Here is a 19132-nt window from a genome sequence, read left to right as displayed (position 1 = left end):
TACGTCAATTAGTCTATTTTGATCACAAAAATTAGTTACTGCCATTTTGCAGTTAGCATCCTACTAAGGATTTCCCATAGAACGAATGAGGTGCAAGCGCAATAACTCCATGATCATTACGATCACGTATATAAGTTCGAGATAGGCGATGCTGACTGAGGCGCCTCCAACCATGTACGCTAGGATCGACAGCATGAGCATGTCCCCCATGTCGCGCGCCCACTGAAACGAAGGCCCCAACTGAGCGGCCATGCGCTTGATGTTTAACCCGCTCCAAATGGCACGCAACATGATGAACAGAAACAAACCCAAGCCCACAAAGCCCAGGTCGCCCATAACTTCAAAGTAAATACTGTGTGCCGCCTTGGCCGAAAACACGGGCACGGGAAGATTCAAAAGGTCCAGCAAGCTGGGTGCCGTCTTGAAGGTGTCCCAAATTGTTTGCACCTGCACTGCGTGGAAGCCACCGCCAAACACCGGGTTGGCCAAGGCGATAGCCGAACTGATCTTCCACGCAATCACCCGGCCCATGAACGAGCTATCTTCGTCCGCCTCTTTGATGGTGGACAAACGGCTGGTGATGTCTTCGGGCGCGAACGCAAAGAAACCCACCACGGCGGCCATCACCAGTGCCAGCGCCAGCCCTTTGCGCCGCGTGGTAAGCACTAGCCACAGGCCCACCACCGACACGGCGATGAAGCCGGCGCGTGACCCCCCACCTAGGATGGCTAAAACCAATAGACAGAAGCCGCCCAAATAGGCAATGCGCAGCAGCCTATTCGCTGCGTAAGTCTGCAGGTAGAACAGTATCGGCAAGGCTAGGGCCAACGCGGTTGAGAGGTGGTTGCGGTCCTCCAGCATGGTGCCTGCAGGGCCCAGCATGTTGTGACCGCCAGCCGAAGCCACAGACTTCAAACCATTCAACACGCCGTGAATGCCCAGGCCAAGCGCAATGACGATGAACATGGCATGAAAGTGCATGCGCTCCCGCACGAAGAAGGGCATCGCCAGCGCGAATAGCAGCCCCTTGATGAGGATCTCGTAGTACTGAGCGTTGTAGGGGTTGTTGCCGTAGGCAAACAAGAAAGCCAGCGTGGCGTGCAAGGCCCATAGCAGGTAGAGCCAGGTGACGCGGTTGGGCTGGTAATCGCGCCATTTCACCTTGCCCAGCACGATCAGCCCCAAGGTCAACATAGCAAACGTCAGATTCACCCGGGCGTCGGTCATGAAGCCGTAGAAGTAGGCCGTGGGCACCAGCAGGCCCGTCCAGCCCCAGAGCAGGTAGGCATTGAAAGGCCGCGCGATGGCCAGCGGCAACACGCAAAGCACCATCAAGGCAAAAACGGCATCACGCATGCTTCACTCCGACACCTGAAGGCGAGTGCCCTTTACGAACGACCATCTTTGTCGTCCCGATAAGAAAGCATGCCTAGGTCATCAGGCTTGCTATTGCCCGAGCCTGCTTTGAACACGCGCCAGCAGAGGTAGGTCATGACCGCCATGTCGGCCACCAGAATCAAGGCTTCCATCAGGCAGCTCCTTTTGCTTGACCCATCACCTCAGCGAACAAGCTCAGCTGCCCTTGCGTGGTGGCGTCCCACGAGAAGGTCTCGGCGTGGGCGCGGGTGTCTTCCCGGTTGGGCAGCTGGGTGTGCAGGTGCACCCAGGCGGCGGCCAGGGCGGGGGCGTCGCGGCGGGCCAGCAGCAGGCCGGCGGCGGGGGTGCTCACCACTTCGGGTGTGCCCCAGATGTTGGTGGCCAGCACTGGCGTGCCACAGGCCATGGCCTCCAGCAGCACATTGGCCCAGCCTTCTCGGCTGCTGCACAGGGCCAGCACGTCGGCCGCGCTGTACCACCACTTCAGATCGGTCTGGGGCACCACGCCCACCCAGCGCACGCGATCGGCCACGCCCAGGCGCTTAGCCAGGGCTTTCAGGGCGCCCTCTTCCGGGCCACCGCCAGCGATGAGCAGCGTCACCCCGGGCAGGTGAGACAAGGCCTCGATGGCGATGTGGTGGCCTTTGCGTTCCACCAGATGGCCCACCGAGAGCAGGTAGCGCCTGTCCACCGGCAGGCCCAGGCGCTGGCGGGCCTGGGCGCGGTCTTCGGGCACGAAGCGCTCCAGGTCCACGCCGTTGCGCAGGGTGTGCAGCTTGCTGCGCTCAGCGCCCAGCTCGCCCAGGGTGTCCATCAGGGCCTGGCACACGCCAATGGAGGCGCTGGCCTGCGCGGCGGTTTCCAGAATGAGCTTGCGCGGCAGGGGGTATTGGGGAATCAGGTTCAGGTCGGTGCCGCGGGCGGTGACCACGAAGGGCTTGCCCAGCCACTTGGCCAACAGGCCGGCGGCCACGCCGTCGGGGTAGTAGTAGTGGGCGTCGATGAGGTCGGGGTCAAAGCCTTCGCGCTGCAGGCGGCGCACGGTGCGCAGCGCGCCCAGGGCCATGGCGTAGGGGGCCAGGTTCATGCCCACCTTGGGCAGCAGCAGGTAGCGCGGGTGGTGCACCTCCACGCCATTGCGCGTCTCAAAGCGCGGCGTGGCGGCGAACTGGGCGTACTCGCCGAAGCGCTTGGCCTTGAAGGGGAACCAGGGCACGGGCGCGACCACCTTGGCCTGCACCTGGCCGGTTTTCAGCAGCTCGCGCAGGCGCGTCTCCACGAAGATGCCGTGGATGGGCCGCACCGCGCTGGGGTAGAGGCTGGAGAACAGCAAGACCTTCATATGCTCTAAGGAGCCTTATGCACCAACAAAATATCGGCTTCTTTTGCCGAGAACTCGCTGACAAATCCAGATTGAAAGTAGCGAAGCGCCGAGCACCGTCAGCGTGTAAATCAGCAACGTGAGCCAAGAGCCCGGAAGAAGAAATGCGTCTACCCCAGAATAATGGCTTCCGCGCATCCAATATGTCGCAACAGACTTAAAAAAGGAGATGAAATAGGCATGAATGAAAAAGATACCGAAGCTGACCTCTGCGATATAGTCCAATCGACGCCCAAATATCGGATATATACGAAAGAGAATGACAGTCAACAAAAGAGCCAAAGGGGCCTTCATCATCATGAGGTAATACGGCGGCTCGCTCAAGTTCAGCACAAACCCCGCAAAGCCCGCCAAAGAAACAGCTAACAGCACGACCCAATATCTTTTAATTAAACACTGCGCTTGCAATCGATAGCTTGACACGAGCATTCCCAACAAATAAACCGGCAACAAATAAACAGCTTTTTCAAGCGGCCCGATCGGACCGTTGCGCCCGGTGTACATCGCCAGAATCCAAAGTGGCAAAATAATCCAATACAGCTTAGGCACTTTGCGATCTGCATATATAAATACAGGAGCCAGCAAATAAATCAAGGTGATGGTTGGTACAAACCATAGTGGCGCAAGGTGCTTACCCGTCAACAAAAACAAAGCAACCTGCTGCCAAACAGGAATTTCGTAGAACCAAATCCACATACCTTCCCGTTCCACCACCATCGTAAACAGATACAAAGCCGGAAGCGAAACAAATAAATAAGGAACGATGACGGTTTTTATCTTTTGGATCAAGTAAGCCCGATAGGAGAAATTCTTACTCAGATGCTGAAAAAGGTAGCCTGCAATAAAAAAGAAGAAGATTGACGCTTCGTTGGCTAAGCCATCAAAGAATCGAGCCCAAAAAGGATTTTGGGCCCAATCCAGCGAGGGAATAGAATGTGCACATACTATAAGAATTATTGCTATAGCACGAAACACATGAATGTGCTGCTGAAATTCGGATCTAGGCTGCTTGACCATAAGAATTCTTTAGAAGTTTTTATAGTGTGGGCCTGAGGCCAGATTGATAACCCGCCTGGCGTTGCCCAACCAGGTGAGTTCCAGCCGGTCGATGGTGTCGGCCGCGCCTTGGGCCAGACGCTCGCGCAAGGCGGTGTCGTGGCACAGGCGGCCCAGGGTGCGCTCCAGCGCGCCGGCCTCGGTTTCGTTGAACAGCAGGGCGTTCACGTTGTCGGTGAGCACTTCTTGCAGGTTGGGCGTGGCCGGGGCGATGACGGCCTTGCCCAGCACCAGGTATTCCATGAGCTTCAGGGGCGAGGCGTAGGGGGTGACGGCGGGTTGCAGGGCCACGTCGAAGGCGGCCACGTGGGCGGGCACCTGGTCGCGGTGGATGACGCCGGTGAAGGTGACGCGCTCGGCCAGGCCCAGGCGGCGGGCCTGGGCTTCCAGTTCGGCGCGCACGGGGCCGTCGCCCACCACGAGCAGGTGGGTGTTGGCGGGGGCGCCGGGGCTGGCCATCCAGTTGACGATGCGGTCCACGCCGTGCCAGTCGCGCACGAAGCCGGTGAAGCCCAGCACCACCCTGCCCTGCAGGCCCAGGCGGGCCTTGGCCTCAGTGGGGCTGGGGGCGTGGGCGAAGTGGGCGCGGTTGATGCCGTTGGGGATGACGTGGATGCGCTCGGCGGGCACGCCGTAGGCGCGCACGTGCTCGGCCAGCACGGCGGTGACGGGCAGCACGGCGTCGGCCCCGCGCCAGGCTTTGCCTTCGGCCCAGCGGGCCAGGGCCTTGAGGGCCAGGCCGCCGCTGTGCTGCGAGCGCTCAAACACGAGCGGGGCGTTCACCTCCAGCAGCAGGGGCAGGCCCAGGCGGCGCTTGGCCATGAGGCCGGCCAGCAGGAAAAGGTTGTAGCGCTCGTAGATGGCGTCGGGCTGGAACTCGCGGGCGGCGGCCATGAGCTTGCGGTAGGCCACCAGGCTGTAGGCCAGTTCCATAAGCTCGTACACGGCCTTGGGCAGCATGGCTTTGAGGCGGTGCACCCAGCCCACGCCGCCGCCCATCTGGCCTTCGCCCTGGTCGGCCAGGGGGGCCACCACGCGCACCTCATGACCGAGCGCGCGCATGGCGTCGATCATTTCTTCGATGTGCACGGCCTGCCCGTCTTTGGAGGCCGTTCGGTGGTGGTAGAGGATGCGCATGTCAGGCGTTGATGGGGTCTGCGAACGGGTCGAAGAGTTGTTGGTACTGTCTCAGCATGCCGCGCATGCCGAAGCGCTGCACGGCTTGGTCACGGGCGGCCAGGCCTTGGCGGGCCACCACGTCGGGCTGGTCGAAGGCTTGGGCCAGGGCCTGGGCCAGGGCGGCTTCGTCGTCGGGCGGCACCAGGTGGCCGGTGACGCCTTCGTTCACCAGGTCGGGCGTGCCGCCCACGGCGGTGGCCACCACGGGCAGGCCGCAGGCCATGGCCTCTTGCAGGGTGCACGAGGTGCCTTCGGCTTGTGAGGGCAGCACGAACAGGTCAAGCGAGCGCAGCACGTCGGCCACGTCGTGGCGGGCGCCGGGCAGCCAGGCGAGGTCGGCCATGCCGGCCTCGGCCAAGACCTGTTCCACCTCGGCGCGCAGCGGGCCTTCGCCCACGATGACCAGGCGCGCGGTGTCGCGCATGGCGGGGTTCTCGCGCAGGGCGCGCACAAAGGCGCGGGCCAGCAGGGGCTGGTTTTTCACGGTCTGCAGGCGGCCCACGGTACCCACCAGCCAGTGCCAGCCGGGCTGGAAGGGGCAGCCGGGCACGGCCTGGCGCGCGCCGTGGGCGGGGGCAAAGGTGTCGGTGTCCACGCCGTTGGCAATGAGGCTGCGGCGGGTGGCGGGCACGCCGATGGCGCGGCCGAGGTAGTCGTCCAGGTCGCGCGAGACGGCCACGTACTGGCTGACGAAGGGCTTGTACAAGCGGCGCAGGCGCTGGTAGCGGGGGTTGCGGCCGTTGGGGTCGTGTGCGTCCCAGCCGTGTTCGGCGTGCACGCGCAGGGGCACGCGGGCAAGCCAGGCCAGGGGCACCACCTCCAGCGCGGCCAGGTTGCAGGTGTGCAGCACATCAGGCCGCAGCTCGCGCAGCAGGCGGTAAATGCGCGGGTAAAGGCCCACGGCGTGGCCGGGTGGTTTGTTGAGGGCGATGAAGCGCACGTCGGGGCGGTTCACGCGCTGCTGAAAGTCGCTCACGGTGGAGAGGGCCAGCACGGTGTGCTCGAAGCGATCGGCGGGCAGGCGGTTGATGAGCTGCACGATCACGTTTTCCAGCCCGCCCACGCCGAAGCTGTAGACCACGTGCACGATCTTCACGGGGCTGGCGTGGCGCCGGGTGTCAGCCATGGGCCACGCCCCCATCGCTTACGCGCAAAAACGCCTCGAACATCAGCAGCGACCACAGGGCGGTGGCGTGGTCGCGCAGGCCGCTGTTGTGTTCGTCGATCAGGCGGCGCACGGTGCTGGGGTTGAAGTAGCCGCTGTCGCGCATGCGCTCGCCCAGCAGGGCCTGGCGCACGCGGTCTTTCAGGGGTTCGCGCAGCCAGGTGGCCAATGGCACCGAGAAGCCCATCTTGGGGCGGTGGAGCACGTCGTGCGGCAGCAGGGGCTCGAAGGCCTGTTTGAAGATGGCCTTGCCTTCGCCGCCGCGAATCTTGTAGCTGCTGGGCAAGGTGGCGATCCACTGCACCAGCTCGTGGTCCATGAGGGGCTCGCGCACCTCCAGCGAATGGGCCATGCCGGCGCGGTCGACCTTGGTGTTGATGTCGCTGACCAGCCAGGTTTTGTAGTCGAGGTATTGCACCAGGGCCAGCGGGTCGTCGGTGTGGGCGTTGGCGGCGTGGCGGCGGAAGACGTCGAGCGCGCGGTAGCCGCCCAGGCTGCGCTGGAACTCGGGCGTGAACAGGGCGCGGCGCTCGTCGTCGCGCAGCTTGGACATGGTGTGGCAGTAGGCCTGCACGCTGTCCATGGCCAGGGCCTGGAAGGTGGTCTTGGCGCGCAAGGGGCGCGGCGCCCAGTCGGCCTTGGGGTACCAGTGGCCCAGCGGGCCGAACAGGCCGCGGCGCAGGCCCAGGGGCAGGCGACCGCGCACGGCCTCTTCGCCCAGGTGCAGGCGGTGGCGGCGGTAGCCGCCGAAGGCCTCGTCGCCGCCGTCGCCCGAGAGCGCCACCGTCACGTGCTTGCGGGCCATCTGACACACGCGGTAGGTGGGCAGGGCCGAGCTGTCGGCGTAGGGCTCGTCGTAAAGCCAGGCCAGGGTGTCGATCAGGTCAAAGTCGCTGCCGCCGCTGACGATTTCCAGCCGGTGGTCGGTGTGGTAACGCTCGGCCACCTGGCGGGCGAAGTCGGACTCGTTGAATTTCGGGTCGTCAAAGCCGATGGCGCAGGTGTGCACCGGTGTGTCAGACAGGCCAGCCATGGTGGCGACCACGGCGCTGGAATCGACCCCGCCCGACAGAAAGGCGCCCAGGGGCACGTCGGCCACCAGGCGCAGGCGCACGGCTTCTTTCACGCGCGCCAGCAGTTCGGCCTGGGCATCGGCGTAGGAGAGGCGGCTGTCGTTGGTGAAGTGCAGGTCCCAATAGGGTTTGGGTTCGGGGCGATTGCCCTGCCCTCGCCTGAGCGTGAGGGTGTGGCCGGCCGGCAGTTTGTGGGCGCCCTGGTAGATGCAGCGCGGGTCTTGCACGTAGCCGAAGGCGAAGTATTCCTCCACCGCCAGGGGGTCGATCTCGTGCTGGAAGGCCGGGTGGGCGGTGACCACCTTGAGCTCGGAGCCGAACACAAAGCTGCCATCGGGCAGCCAGGCGTAGTGCATGGGCTTGACGCCCAGGCGGTCGCGCGCCAGGAACAGGGTTTGCTGGCGGCGGTCCCACAGGGCGAAGGCGAACATGCCGCGCAGGCGGTGCACGCAGGCCTCGCCCCAGGCCTGCCAGGCGTGCACGATCACCTCGGTGTCGCTGCGGGTGCGAAAGCGGTAGCCCAGGGCCTGCAGCTCGGGCACGAGCTCACGGAAGTTGTAGATCTCGCCGTTGAAGACGATGGCCACGCTGCCGTCTTCGTTGAACAGCGGCTGCTGGCCGGTGCTCAGGTCAATGACGGACAGGCGCCGGTGCCCCAGGCCCAGGCCGGGCTCGAGGTGCAGGCCGTCTTCGTCGGGGCCGCGGTGGCTCTGGATGTTGTTGATGCGAGAGAGCAGCGCGCGGTCAAAGTCGCGCGTGCCTTGGGGATCGAATAGGCCGGAAATGCCGCACATGGTCGGGTCAGTGGCCGGCGCGCGTGCGGCGCAGGCTGTCTAGCAGGGCCGCGCCGTTGGCCTGGACGAAGGCGCGCAGGGTGGCCTGGGCGCGCTCTTGCGCCTGGGCCTCGGTGAGTTGGGGATCGAGCGGGGTGTAGACCACCACGATGGCGCCGTCGTCGCCCCAGCCGCGCACGCGGCCCCAGGCGCCCAGCAGCTTGGCGGCGGCGTCGCTGGCGGTGAAGCGGTCGTCCACCCAGTACCAGCGCCAGGCCAGCAGGCGCTCGGTGCCCGAGGTGGTGAGGCCGCCACTGGTGCGGCGCAGCGTGGCGCTGGCCACGGGCAATTGCGCGCCGGGCCATTGGGCCTGGGCGGTGCCGGCCTGGGCACGGGCCCAGGTGGCGTCGTTGTGGCGCACCAGCATGTTCTCGGAACTCACCAGCTTGCGCTCGTAGTCTTGCTGGCGGTAGTAGTGCAGGTGCACACCCACGCGCTGGCCCTCGGGGCCGGTGTAGCCCTGGTGCACCTGGGCCGAGGCGTTGGCGAAAGCGGGGGCCCAGTCGATGGGCGGGGTGGCGGCGCCGGCCCAGGGCGCCTGGGGCGCCACGCTGGCCAGGCTCACGGGCGCGGTGATGTTGCTCAGGGCGATGGCCTTCACCGCCGCATGCGGCAGCAGCGCAATGAGCAGGGCCACCACGGCGCCACGCCAGGCGGGCGAGGCGGTGGTGGCCGGGGGCAGCGTCAGGCGGCGGGGCGCGGTGGTGCCGGGCGCGGGGGCATCGGCCCAGCGGGCGCCGATGAACAGCATCAGCGCGATCACCACACCAAAGAACAGCCAGCCATAGATGAGGTGGTCCACGCCGGTGGCGAGTTCGTTGCCCGAGAGGTGGCCGAGCATCACGATCATGTAGGCGCGCAGCCAGTTGGCCACCAGCGGCACGGCGATGGACACGCCCACGAACAGCAGCTTTTTCTTCCAGCCCTGGTAGCTCAGGTGGGCAAACAGGCAGCCCACGGTGACCGAGGCGATCAGGTAACGAATGCCGCTACAGGCCTCCACCACCGACCAGGTGCCCGAGGGAATGACGAACTGCAGCCCCTCGCGGTACACCGGCACGCCGCTGGCGCGCAGGGCCAGCACGGTGAAGTCGGCCGTCCATTCCATGAGGCGGGGCAGCATGAAGTCGCCAATGGGCACGGCAAAGAACAAAAAGCCCAAGGGGAACATCAGGCGCCGGGCCACGGCCCAGCCCATGACGGCGGGCACGGTGAGCACCAGCAGGCTCACAAAGGCGAGCTGGGTGGCGGCGTTCACGGCCACCAGGTCACCGGCCAGCCAGAGCGCGGCGGCGCCGGCCATGAGCAGCCAGGCCAGGGGCGCTGGCCGGGGCGTGAGCACGCGCACCTCGGCGCACAGGCGCCACACCAGCCAGGCCGAGATGAGCGGCACCACAAAGCCGTGGGCATAGGTTTCCGAGCGCGCCCAGATGCCGGCCATGCCCAGCAAGGTGGGGGCATACAGCGCGCCCACCGCCAGCACCAGCAGCGCCCAGGCGATGAGGTAAGGCCGCCAGCGGGCGGCGTCCATTGACTCAGGCATGGCGCTTCTCCGGCTGCAGCACGGCGTTGAGGCTGGCGTCCATGGCGGCGAGCTGGGCCTGCCAGCTGAAGTGGTTCAGCACGAAACGGCGGGCCATTTCGCCGCGCAGGGCCGCGCCCAGGGGGTCGCGCAAGAGCTGGTCCACCGCGTCCACGGTGGCCGCCGGGTCGCTGGCGCGCAGCAGGCCGTCGTCGGCGCTGGCGCCGATCACCTCGGCGCAGGCGGGCACGGTCACCACCGGGCGGCCCATGGCCATGGCTTCCAGAATTTTGTTTTGAATGCCGCGCGCCACGCGCAGCGGCGCCACCACGGCGCTGGCGTGCTGCAGGTAGGGCCGCACGTCGGCCACGGTGCCGGTGACCACCACGCCCTCCCCCGCCAAGGCCTGCACGGCCGGCGTGGGGCTGCGGCCCACGATGTAGAAGCGCAGCCCGGGGTGGCGCTGGCGCAGGGCGGGCAGCATGTCGGCCACGAACCAGCTCACGGCGTCCACATTGGGCCAGTAGTCCATGGCGCCGGTGAACACCACGGCGGTTTCGCCCGGGGCGAAGGGCCGGGGCGTGCTGGGCTGGGGGCGGAAGAAATCGGCGTCCACGCCGTTGCCCACGGCCTGCACGCGGCCTTGGGCCTCGGGGGCCAGGCGCAGGAACAGGTCGGTCTCTTGGGGCGTGACAAAAAACGAGCGCTGCGCGCGCTGGGCGGCCATGCGCTCATAGGCCAGCAGTTCGCGGCCTTCGCGGGCGTAGACCCACGACAGCGGCCAGCGGCGCTGCTGGGCGTACTGGCTCCATTTGGCGGAGTCCACGTCCACAAAATCGACCAGCATGGGCACGCGCGGCACCAGGGGCATGGCGTAGGGCACCATGGCCGAGGAGAACACCACGCTGGCGCTGATGCCGTGCATGGCGGCCGTCTGGCGCACCCACTCGTGCAGGGCGGCGTTGCGGTAGTAGGCCAAGGTGAGCGGGCCGTGCTGGATGAGGCCGCCCAGGCTGCGCAGGCGCGCCCACAGGGGGTGCAGGCGGGCCACGTGCAGATCGGGGCACATGGCCTTGAGGGCGGGCAGGTGTTCTTCGTCGGCCGGGTCGTCGATGAAGGTGCCCAGGAACACACGGTGTTCCTTCTGCAGGTGGCGCAGCAGGTGGTACGAGCGCACCTTGTCGCCCTTGTTGGGCGGGTACGGCAGGCGGTGCACCAGGTACAGCAGGTTGGCCATGGCGTGCTTCAGCCCAGGTGGCGCACGATGTGCGGGCCCAGCCAGTTGGCCACGGGCAGCGGCAGGCGCTTCCACGCCTCGATCATGAGGCGGTACTTGGCGTTGGACGGGTTGTTCTGTGGCACCGAGTCGCGCTGGTACAGGCGGTACTCGTAGTGCAGCGGCGTGGGCTCGAAGCCCCAGTTTTTCTTGAAGGCGTAGGGGCCGGTGCCCACCTTGCTGCGGCCGTAGTCGAACACCTGCAGACCACGCTCGTAGGCGCGGCGCATCAGTTCCCAGTACTTGAAGTCGTTGGCGGCGGCCTCGCGGGCGGCCCAGTCGTCACCGGCGTAGTACGGCAGCACCTCGTCGCGCCAATAGAAGCTCAACACGCTGGACAGCGGTTTGCTGTCGGGCGAACACACGGTGAGCACTTCCACGTCGGGGCCGAACACCTCGGCCAGCGCCTGGAAGTAGCGGCGCGAGAGCGCGGGCGTGCCGTGGCGGTGCACGTTGTCGGCGTAGAGGGCGAAGAAGCGGTCAACGTCGGGGTCAATGTGCGAGCTGAGCCCGTTCTTGATGCCCTTGCGCACCATGGCGCGCTGCTTGCGCGGAATGGCGAGCATGTTGTCGTCTTCCTTGGGCAGGATGGGCTTGCGGAAGGTGACGTACAGGTCTTGCAGGGGCCAGTCTTCGTGGCGGCGCTCGATGTGGCGCAGCTCAAGGTGGGCCACGCCCAGGCGCTGGGCCAGGCGGTCGGCCTCGGCCTCCAGGGCGGCGGCGGCCTCTGGGCTGGCGCTGGCCACGCCGCCGTACACGGCAAATGGCAGGCTGGTGAGGGCGTTGCCAAACAGGCGGCTGTTCACGTGGGCCAGCGGCAGCACGCCCACCAGCGCCCCGCCCTGCTCGGCCCACAGAAAGTGGGTGTCGTGGCCGAACACCTCACGGGTGATGCGTTCCCAGCCGGCGCGGTGGAAGAAGGTGGCGTTGGGGCACTGGGCGACAAAAGCGTCCCAGGCGGCCACTTGCTCGGGGCGGCGGCCGTCCAGGCGGTGAACCGTGAGGTCAGCGGTCTCAGGCAACGGACACCTCCGGCGCGCGTTCGCGCAAGAAGATCTCGTCCATGCGGCTCCAGGCGAAGTCGCTCAGCAAGCGGTCAAGGCGCTGCTCGGTGCGGTCAATGTTCACGTAGTGGCGGAAACGGGTTTTCAGGCTCACGCCCGGAATGCGCGGCTGCTGGGGGTCAATTTCCCAGGGGTGCATGTAGAAGATGGCCGATTCGCCATCGCGCTGGTTCACCTGGCGCAGCATCCAGCGCGACAAGGCATAGGGGAACAGGCGGAAGTAGCCGCCACCGCTGGAGGGCAGGTTGCGGCTGAACAGGCGCAGCGTGGTGGGGGGCACTTCCATCAGGCCCGGTCGCACCTGGTGCGCGAAGCGCGGCGCGTCGGGCGAGCCGTAGTGGTCGTGGCGCACCGGGTAGATGCTGGAGCTGTAGCGGTAGCCGGCCTCTTGCAGCACGTCCAGCGCCCAGAGGTTGGCGTCGCCGATGGAGAAGCTGGGGGCGCGGTAGCCCCACACGGCCTGGCCGCCAATGTCTTCGAGCAGGGCCTTGGCGCGGGTGACGTCGTCACGGAACTCGTCGCGGCTGAGGTCGCTGGCGCGCTGGTGGCCGTAGCCATGGCTGGCCAGTTCGTGGCCCTCTTCCACGATGCGGCGCACCAACTGGGGGTAGCGCTCGGCGATCCAGCCCAGGGTGAAGAAGGTGGCCTGGGTCTGGTGGCGCGCCAGCAGGCCGAGGATGCGGTCCATGTTGCGCTCGACGCGGCACTCGCGCTGGTCCCACTCGGTGCGGGCGATGTGGGGCGCGAAGGCCGAGACCTGGAAGTAGTCTTCCACGTCGATGGTGAGCGCGTTGATGAGGCGGGTGGCTTGCAGCATGGGGTCAGCGGGCCATCAGGTTTTGGGGGCGTCGGGATGGCCTGCGCCGTTGGGCCGGCCCTTGCGCGAGGCTGCGAGGATCTTCTTGAGCGCGGCCAGAATCTCCAGGCTGATGCGCTCTTGCCGCAGCACGCTGCGCTCCAGGCGCAGCAGGCGCGCGCTGATCTGCTCGGCCGAGGCGCGGGCGATCTGGTCGTTGACGGCGTTGACCATGTCCTCGTCAATGCCAAGCTCGCCCAGGTCAAGGTCATCCGTGTCCAGGCCCACGCCCGGCGCACTGGCGGGCTTGGGCAGGTCGCCCCAGCGGCTGGGCTCATCGCGCGGCGCGGCGGGCAGCACCACGGCGTTTTCGGCTTCGATTTCGGCCTCTACCTCATTGAGCGCGCTCAGGGTGAGGTGGGTGGTTTCCGCCAGGTAGCCTTGCAGCAGCAGGCGGTCGGCCAGGGTGTTGATGCGCCGGGGAATGCCACCGGTGTAGCGGTGCAGCGCGGGGAACACGTCGGCGTCAAAGGTGGGCTTGTCGGTGGCGCCGGCGCACTTCAGGCGGTGCTCCACGTAGGCGCGGGTGTCTTCTTCGTCCAGCGGGCCCAGGTGGCAGCGCGCGGTCACCCGCTGGCGCAGTTGCAGCATGTGCGGGCTTTGCAGAATGTCGCGGAACTCGGGCTGCCCCACCAGAAAGGTCTGCAGCAGGGCCTGGTCGCCAAACTGGAAGTTGGAGAGCATGCGCAGCTCTTCCACGGCCTGGGGGTGCAGGTTCTGCGCCTCGTCCACGATGAGCAGGCAGCGCTTGCCCTGCGTCACCTGGGTGATGAAGAAGGCCTCCAGCGCCATGAGCAGGTCGGCCTTGCCGCCGCGCACGGGCACGCCAAAGGCGGCGCACACCAGCTTGAGTGCGTCTTCCGCGCCGATCTGGGTGCTGACCATGTGGGCGGCCACCACCGAGCCGTTTTCCAGGCTGTCGAGCAGGTCGCGCACGATGGTGGTCTTGCCCGCGCCCACCTCGCCGGTGATGACAATGAAGCCCTCGCCCCGCATCACGCCGTACACCAGGTACGAGCGCGCGCGCCGGTGCGGCTTGCTGCTGTAGTAGAACTTGGGGTCGGGGTTGAGCTGGAAGGGTTTGCTGCTCAACCCAAAGAAGGCTTCGTACATGAATCAGAACCGGTGCGTGACGTAGCCCGCCACCGAGGTGTCGTTGTAGGCACCGAAGCCACCGTTAGAGCGTGTGCGGCGCAGCGTGAGCGTGCCGCTGGTGCGCTCGGCCAGGCGGGTGGTGAGGCCCACGGAGATTTCGGTCAGGCGCGTGTCAAACCCGGCCAGGTTGCTTTCGTTGACTTGGCGCGTGAGGCCGACGCTGAGCGCGGTGAGCTGGGTGAGGCGGTGGCCCAGGCGCACGCTCCACGAGCGCTGCGCGATGGAAGTGAACTGGTCGAAGTCGTCCCCCAGGCCCACGAAGGTGCCCAGGCGCTCGGTGCGGCTGCGGCCCAGGGCAAAGGTCAGCACCGAGCGCGTGCCCACCAGGGCCAGCGACAGTTCTTGGCGGCGCTGCAGGGTGTTGGACGAGGCCAGGAAGTTCTGCAGCAGTTGCGCGTCGGCCGGCAGGCCCAGGCGCAGCAGCTCGGCCTGGATGAGTTGGGCGCGGCGGATCGGGTCGGGCTCCAGGCCTGAGTACAGGTTGTCCAGCAGGTCGTACACCGAGCCCAGCGAGGCCGTGCCTTGCTGCAGCGGGTCGTTGTTGGCGGCTCGGGTGTCGGTGTAGCGCCAAACGGTCAGGCCGGTGCGGTGCTCCAGCAGGATGTTGTGGCCGGTGCCGAAGTAGCGGTCGTCCACCGCCACCAGGGCGCGCGTGCGCGGCGAGGGGCGCCAGTCCACGCTCACGCCGTTGTAGCTGTACGACTCGGTCTGCAGGGTGAGGATGTCGTTTCGCTCGCGCCCCACGCTGGCGGTGAAGCGCAATTGCGGTGTGGGCTGCACCACCAGGCCCACTTGCGCGCTGTCGGAGCGGGTGCGGCGGGCCAGGGAATAGTCGGTGTCTTGCGAGAGCAGCGTGGCCGTCCAGCCCAGGGTCTGGCCGGTCATGTTGCTGTTCAGGCGCAGGGAAACCTGCTGGTCGGTGATGTCGGAGCGGTCGGCTGCGTCAGCGTTGGCCGACTGCCAGGCGTAGCGCAGCTCGGTGTCGATGTCGCCGGGCAGGCGACCGCGCAAATAGGGCGACACCCGAAAGCGCGTGGTCTGGGTGCGGTTCACGTCGGCCAGGCTGCTGCCCAGCGGCGTGCCCAGGGCCGAGCGGGCCTGGTCGTCAATCGCACCGCTCAGTTCCAGAAACGCGCGCTGGTCCCAGGCATTGAGCACGGCCTGGGCCTGCAGGGCATGGCGCAGCTCGTCGCCCGAGGTGTCTTGCAGGTAGCTCAGGCTGTGCAGGCTGTAGTCAAGAAAGCCGCGCACGCGCGGGGTGTCGGCCACCATGCGAACACCTGGGCTGATGTCCAGCGTCTGCTCGCTGCGGCCACCGTTGGAGAGGTTGCCGTTGTTCGACACGGTCACGCCCGCCGAGACGCGCGGCTCGATCCACACCGAGGGCTTGGGGCCGGGCGCGTTCACCGATTCGGCGGTGGCGTCTGGCGTGTCCACCTGGGCATGGGCCGGCGCGGTCAGCACACCCAGCAAAACCAGGCAGGCCAGGGCCACCGGGGCCAGGGGACGGGGCAGAGATCGATGCGTGGTGCTCAAGTGGTGCTCCCTCGGTCTGTCAAGCCGCGGCCGTGGCCTCTGCCTTGCTATAGCCATAGCCGTAGCCATAGCCGTACACGTCTTTGCCAATGCCGCGCGCCTGGTTCAGCAGCATCAGCTTCACCGGGCAGTTCTCGATGGTGGCCAGGGCGTGCTGCAGATCAGACTGCAAGGTGCGCTCGGCCTGCACCACCACCACCACCTGCCCCATGTGGGTGGCCAGCACCCGGGCTTCGGTGGTGGGCAGCAGCGGCGGCGAATCAAAAATGATGATGCGGTCGGGGTAACGCTGCGCCATCTCTTCGAGCAGGCGGGTCATGGCGTCGCTGGCCAGCAGCTCGGTGGCGCGGGCGTGCGGCGTACCGCTCAGCAGCAGGCTGAGCTTGTCGATGTTGGTGCGCAGCAGCACGTCGGACATCTTCACGTCGGGTTTCACCAGCACGTCCATCAGGCCAGGGCCGGCGGGCAGGTCAAACACACGGCGCAGCGAAGGGCGGGCCACGTCGGCGTCCACCAGCAGCACGCGGTAGTCCAGTTCGGTGGCCAGGCTCATGGCCAGATTCACGGCGGTGAAGCTCTTGCCTTCGCCGGGCAAGGCGCTGGTGACCATGATCAGGTTGCCGTTGACCACCGGCACGGCGCCCTTGCCGGTGGCGTTGGCCAGCAGCGGGCGCTTGATCACGCGGTATTGGTCGGCAATGGGGCTGCGTGGCGCATTGGGCGTGACGTAGCCGGCCTGCATCAGGCGGTCCAGGTCAAGAAACACTTCGCGAGACACGGGCTCGGGCTCGGGCTCGGGCACAGCCACCTTGGCCTTGACGGGCGCGGCGGGCGCGACAGGCGCAGCGGCCACAGGTTCTGCGGCCGGGGCCGGCGTGGCGGCGGGCGCGTCGCCCACGGAAACGCCCGCCTGGCGGAGTTGTTCAAGCCGTTGCGCGGCCTTTTCGATCAGACTGGACATGCTGCTTATCTCCCGAGCCCAGGCAGGTAGGACAAGGCCACCATGCCAGCCACAAACACCACCACCAAGGCCCCCAGCGCCAGCAGGAAGCGGCGCAGGCTGCGGGCCTCGCGTCGGCGCACTTCTTCGTTCTTCACCAGCGTGACCACGCCCAGCATGGGCAGGTCAACCGCCGAGCGCAGCGCCTGCGCATCGAAGAACACCGGACGCACCTGGCTCATCAGGAAGGTCACCCCCAGGCCTGCGCCCAAGGCGGCCAGCAGGGCCACCGGCATCAGCAGCACCCGGTTGGGCGCCACCGGCTTGTTCTCGGCACGGGGGGGGTCGATCACGCGGAAGTCGGCCAGGCTGGACGCACCGCCCAGCTCGCCGCTGATGTTGATGGACTCGCGGCGCGCCACCAGGTCTTCGTAGTTCTTGCGGTGGATCTCGTAGTCGCGGTTGAGCTGCGCCAGTTCGGCCTCCATCTGCGGGGCGGCCTTCATCTGCTCACGGGCCCGGGCGGCGCGCGCCTCGTACTCGGCCACGCGAGCGCGCAGCGAAGCCACCTGCACCTCGGCAGACGAGTAGATGCGAGAGAGCTCCATCACCGCCGGGTTACCGTCGGTCACGGGCTGGCCAGGGTTGGCCGCGGCAGCGCGCTGCATCTCGGCGATCTCGCGGGCCTTCTGCGCCTCCAGTTCGGCAATGAGCTTGCGGGTGTTCACCACGTCGGGGTGTTGCTCGGTGTAGCGCTGCAGCAGGGTGTCGAGGTTGCGCTTCTGGGCCTCCAGGCGCGAATCCAGTTCGGGCGTGGCGAAGCCGGCGCCGGCCAGGCCAGGGCTGGTGCGCTGGCCGCTGCGCACGGCATCGAGCTGGCGGCGGGCCGCTTCGCGGGCGCTCTCGGCTTCGCGCAGCTCCAGGCGGGCCTGGCTCAAGGTGTTCTGCAGCTCACCCATGCGGCTGGCCATGTCGCCGCCGTTCTGGCTTTGCATGTCCAGGTTGCGCAGGCGGAAGTCTTTCAGGCGGGCCTCGGCCTCGGTGAGCTTGGCCTCGTAGTTCTTGATCTGCTCTTCCACGAAGCGGCGAGCGCTCTCCGAATCCGACTTGGAGTCGCCCAGGCTGGACTCCACGAAGATGGTCATCAGCGCCTGCACCACGCGCAGGGCCTGGTCGGGGCTGTCACCACGATAGGAAAGCGTGTAGAGGTTGTCGCGGCCAGTGGATCGGATGGCCAGCGACTGCGTCACCTTGTCGATGAGTTCGTCGCGCTGCTCCTTCGTGCGGGCCCCCAGGTCCAGGTCGGCCATGCGAATGAGCTTCTCCACCGTGGGCCGGCTGATCAGCGTGCGGCTGAGCATGGTCACCTGCTGCTCCACGTTGGGCTGCACCGCCAGGCCCGACATCAACGGGCGCAAGATGGTTTGCGTGTCCACGTACACCCGCGCCGAGGCCTCGTAGCGGTTGGGCAGGAACAGCACCGCCGTGGTGGCGATGGCGGCCACCAGCCAGGCCACCAGCACGCCCAGGCGGCGGTACTTCCACATGCCCCTCAAGACGGTGGTGATGTGAGTGATGAGGTCGTGCATGCGGGCAAGTGAGTGAAATCAGCGAACGGGAACACCCGCGCGATCAGGCGATCGCGCAAGGCAACAGACCCAGACCGGGACCGCAGGAAAACAGGTCAGAACCAGCCCTGGGGAATGATCAGCACGTCACCGGGCAGCATGTCGACGTTGGCCGAGATGTCGCCACGCTTGACCAGGTCTTGCAGGCGCACGCTGTAGCGCTTGCCGTTTTCGGCGGAGCGCACCAGGGTGGCCTTGTTGCCGTCCGCGAATTCGGTGAGACCGCCCACGGCAATCATCACGTCCATCGCGGTCATCTTCTGCTTGTAGGGCAGGAACTGCGGCTTGGCCGCCGCCCCCAGCACGCGAATCTGCTCGCTGTACGGGCCCACGAAGTTGGTGACGATGACGGTCACCACCGGGTCGCGCACGTACTTGGCCAGGGCCTTCTCCACGTCGCGGGCAATCTCTTGCGAGGTCTTGCCCTGGGCCACCAGCTCATCGACCAGGGGCGTGGAGACTTTGCCGTCCGGGCGCACCGGCACGGTGGACGACAGTTCAGGGTTGCGCCACACGGTGATCTGCAGCGTGTCGCCCGGGCCCACGATGTAGTTGTAGGCGGGGCTGGCGGCGGTGGCCGGCGCCGCGGGCAGGTTGCCACCCGTGGAAGCACAACCCGAAATCACCAGCGCGGCGGCGGCGCAAACGGCAGCACGGCAAGCAGTGCGGATGAACGCCGAAGTATCGTTTTGCATGGGCAGCAACCTCCTGAAAATAACGGATTTGGTGATACGGGTAATGCCGTTGCACTATAGCGCAGGCCCCATGTCAGCTCTACCCGGTAGGGTGTGAAAGATTGCCCACAAATCGGCCCAACGTGCGCGTTCGGCGGCTCTCCCCGGCTGGCCAGCCTCTGGCGAAGGCCCGATGGCCCGGCGCTAAAATCCGCGGTTGCTTTTTGCACCACCCCCCAAGGAATTCCCCATGTCTCTCTTCACCGCCGTTGAAATGGCCCCGCGCGACCCGATCCTGGGTCTGAACGAACAGTTTGCCGCCGACACCAACCCCAACAAGGTCAACCTCGGCGTGGGTGTGTATTTCGACGACAACGGCAAGCTGCCGCTGCTGCAGTGCGTGCAGGCCGCCGAGAA

Annotated in this window: 16 protein-coding genes and 1 pseudogene; 1 reads left to right on the top strand and 16 read right to left on the bottom strand. The window is 66.6% G+C overall.

Features of this window, described 5'->3' with window-relative positions:
- Window positions 1-63: 63 nt before the first annotated feature.
- From ACE3RQ_RS10355 to ACE3RQ_RS10280, 16 genes are all read right to left on the bottom strand, one after another.
- On the bottom strand, window positions 64-1356 hold the full coding sequence (locus ACE3RQ_RS10355; RefSeq protein ID WP_374521898.1) for a putative O-glycosylation ligase, exosortase A system-associated: 1293 nt from the start codon (window positions 1354-1356) through the stop codon (window positions 64-66).
- 32 nt (window positions 1357-1388) lie between these two features.
- Window positions 1389-1529: a hypothetical protein gene (locus ACE3RQ_RS10350; protein WP_374521897.1), complete on the bottom strand. Its 141-nt coding sequence runs from the start codon at window positions 1527-1529 to the stop codon at window positions 1389-1391.
- Window positions 1529-2719 (bottom strand): glycosyltransferase family 4 protein, encoded by a 1191-nt coding sequence (locus tag ACE3RQ_RS10345; protein ID WP_374521896.1) that lies wholly within the window; start codon window positions 2717-2719, stop codon window positions 1529-1531. Before ACE3RQ_RS10345 ends, ACE3RQ_RS10350 begins: the two co-directional genes overlap by 1 nt.
- A gap of 15 nt (window positions 2720-2734) precedes the next feature.
- Window positions 2735-3775: an acyltransferase family protein gene (locus ACE3RQ_RS10340; protein WP_374521895.1), complete on the bottom strand. Its 1041-nt coding sequence runs from the start codon at window positions 3773-3775 to the stop codon at window positions 2735-2737.
- A 9-nt stretch (window positions 3776-3784) separates the two neighbouring features.
- Window positions 3785-4951, bottom strand: coding sequence for a glycosyltransferase family 4 protein (locus ACE3RQ_RS10335; protein WP_374521894.1), 1167 nt, complete (start codon window positions 4949-4951; stop codon window positions 3785-3787).
- A 1-nt stretch (window position 4952) separates the two neighbouring features.
- Window positions 4953-6119 carry a TIGR03088 family PEP-CTERM/XrtA system glycosyltransferase gene (locus tag ACE3RQ_RS10330; RefSeq protein ID WP_374521893.1) on the bottom strand — a complete coding sequence of 389 codons (1167 nt, stop codon included), beginning with the start codon at window positions 6117-6119 and terminating at the stop codon, window positions 4953-4955.
- Window positions 6112-8025, bottom strand: coding sequence for an XrtA/PEP-CTERM system amidotransferase (locus tag ACE3RQ_RS10325; protein ID WP_374521892.1), 1914 nt, complete (start codon window positions 8023-8025; stop codon window positions 6112-6114). Before ACE3RQ_RS10325 ends, ACE3RQ_RS10330 begins: the two co-directional genes overlap by 8 nt.
- A 7-nt stretch (window positions 8026-8032) precedes the next feature.
- The gene (gene xrtA, locus ACE3RQ_RS10320) at window positions 8033-9607 is read right to left on the bottom strand and encodes an exosortase A (protein WP_374521891.1); all 1575 of its coding nucleotides are present in this window, start codon (window positions 9605-9607) and stop codon (window positions 8033-8035) included.
- Complete coding sequence (locus ACE3RQ_RS10315) at window positions 9600-10823, bottom strand: TIGR03087 family PEP-CTERM/XrtA system glycosyltransferase (RefSeq protein WP_374521890.1); 1224 nt, start codon at window positions 10821-10823, stop codon at window positions 9600-9602. The genes xrtA and ACE3RQ_RS10315 overlap by 8 nt, the downstream gene beginning before the upstream one ends.
- 8 nt (window positions 10824-10831) lie before the next feature.
- Window positions 10832-11884: a FemAB family XrtA/PEP-CTERM system-associated protein gene (locus tag ACE3RQ_RS10310; protein WP_374521889.1), complete on the bottom strand. Its 1053-nt coding sequence runs from the start codon at window positions 11882-11884 to the stop codon at window positions 10832-10834.
- Window positions 11877-12743 carry an XrtA system polysaccharide deacetylase gene (locus ACE3RQ_RS10305; protein WP_374521887.1) on the bottom strand — a complete coding sequence of 289 codons (867 nt, stop codon included), beginning with the start codon at window positions 12741-12743 and terminating at the stop codon, window positions 11877-11879. The genes ACE3RQ_RS10310 and ACE3RQ_RS10305 overlap by 8 nt, the downstream gene beginning before the upstream one ends.
- A 15-nt stretch (window positions 12744-12758) precedes the next feature.
- A complete protein-coding gene (locus tag ACE3RQ_RS10300; protein WP_374521886.1) occupies window positions 12759-13895 on the bottom strand; it encodes an XrtA/PEP-CTERM system-associated ATPase in 1137 nt (378 codons plus the stop codon).
- Window positions 13896-13898: 3 nt separating this feature from the next.
- Window positions 13899-15473, bottom strand: a complete 1575-nt coding sequence (locus ACE3RQ_RS10295) for a TIGR03016 family PEP-CTERM system-associated outer membrane protein (RefSeq protein ID WP_374521885.1) — start codon at window positions 15471-15473, stop codon at window positions 13899-13901.
- Between the two features lie 19 nt (window positions 15474-15492).
- Window positions 15493-16434: an XrtA-associated tyrosine autokinase gene (locus tag ACE3RQ_RS10290; protein ID WP_374521884.1), complete on the bottom strand. Its 942-nt coding sequence runs from the start codon at window positions 16432-16434 to the stop codon at window positions 15493-15495.
- Between the two features lie 5 nt (window positions 16435-16439).
- Window positions 16440-18002: an XrtA system polysaccharide chain length determinant gene (locus ACE3RQ_RS10285; RefSeq protein WP_374521883.1), complete on the bottom strand. Its 1563-nt coding sequence runs from the start codon at window positions 18000-18002 to the stop codon at window positions 16440-16442.
- A gap of 95 nt (window positions 18003-18097) precedes the next feature.
- Window positions 18098-18736 (bottom strand): XrtA/PEP-CTERM system exopolysaccharide export protein, encoded by a 639-nt coding sequence (locus tag ACE3RQ_RS10280; protein ID WP_374521882.1) that lies wholly within the window; start codon window positions 18734-18736, stop codon window positions 18098-18100.
- Window positions 18737-18965: 229 nt separating this feature from the next.
- Here ACE3RQ_RS10280 and ACE3RQ_RS10275 point away from each other — a divergent pair.
- Window positions 18966-19132 (top strand): annotated as a pseudogene (locus tag ACE3RQ_RS10275) (aromatic amino acid aminotransferase); the annotation flags it as partial.

The sequence above is a fragment of the Hydrogenophaga sp. genome, assembly GCF_041913525.1.
In the GTDB taxonomy this organism is placed as follows: domain Bacteria; phylum Pseudomonadota; class Gammaproteobacteria; order Burkholderiales; family Burkholderiaceae_C; genus Hydrogenophaga.
The sequence above is the reverse complement of the archived record's forward strand: the minus strand, read 5'-3'. Positions and strand labels throughout refer to the sequence as shown.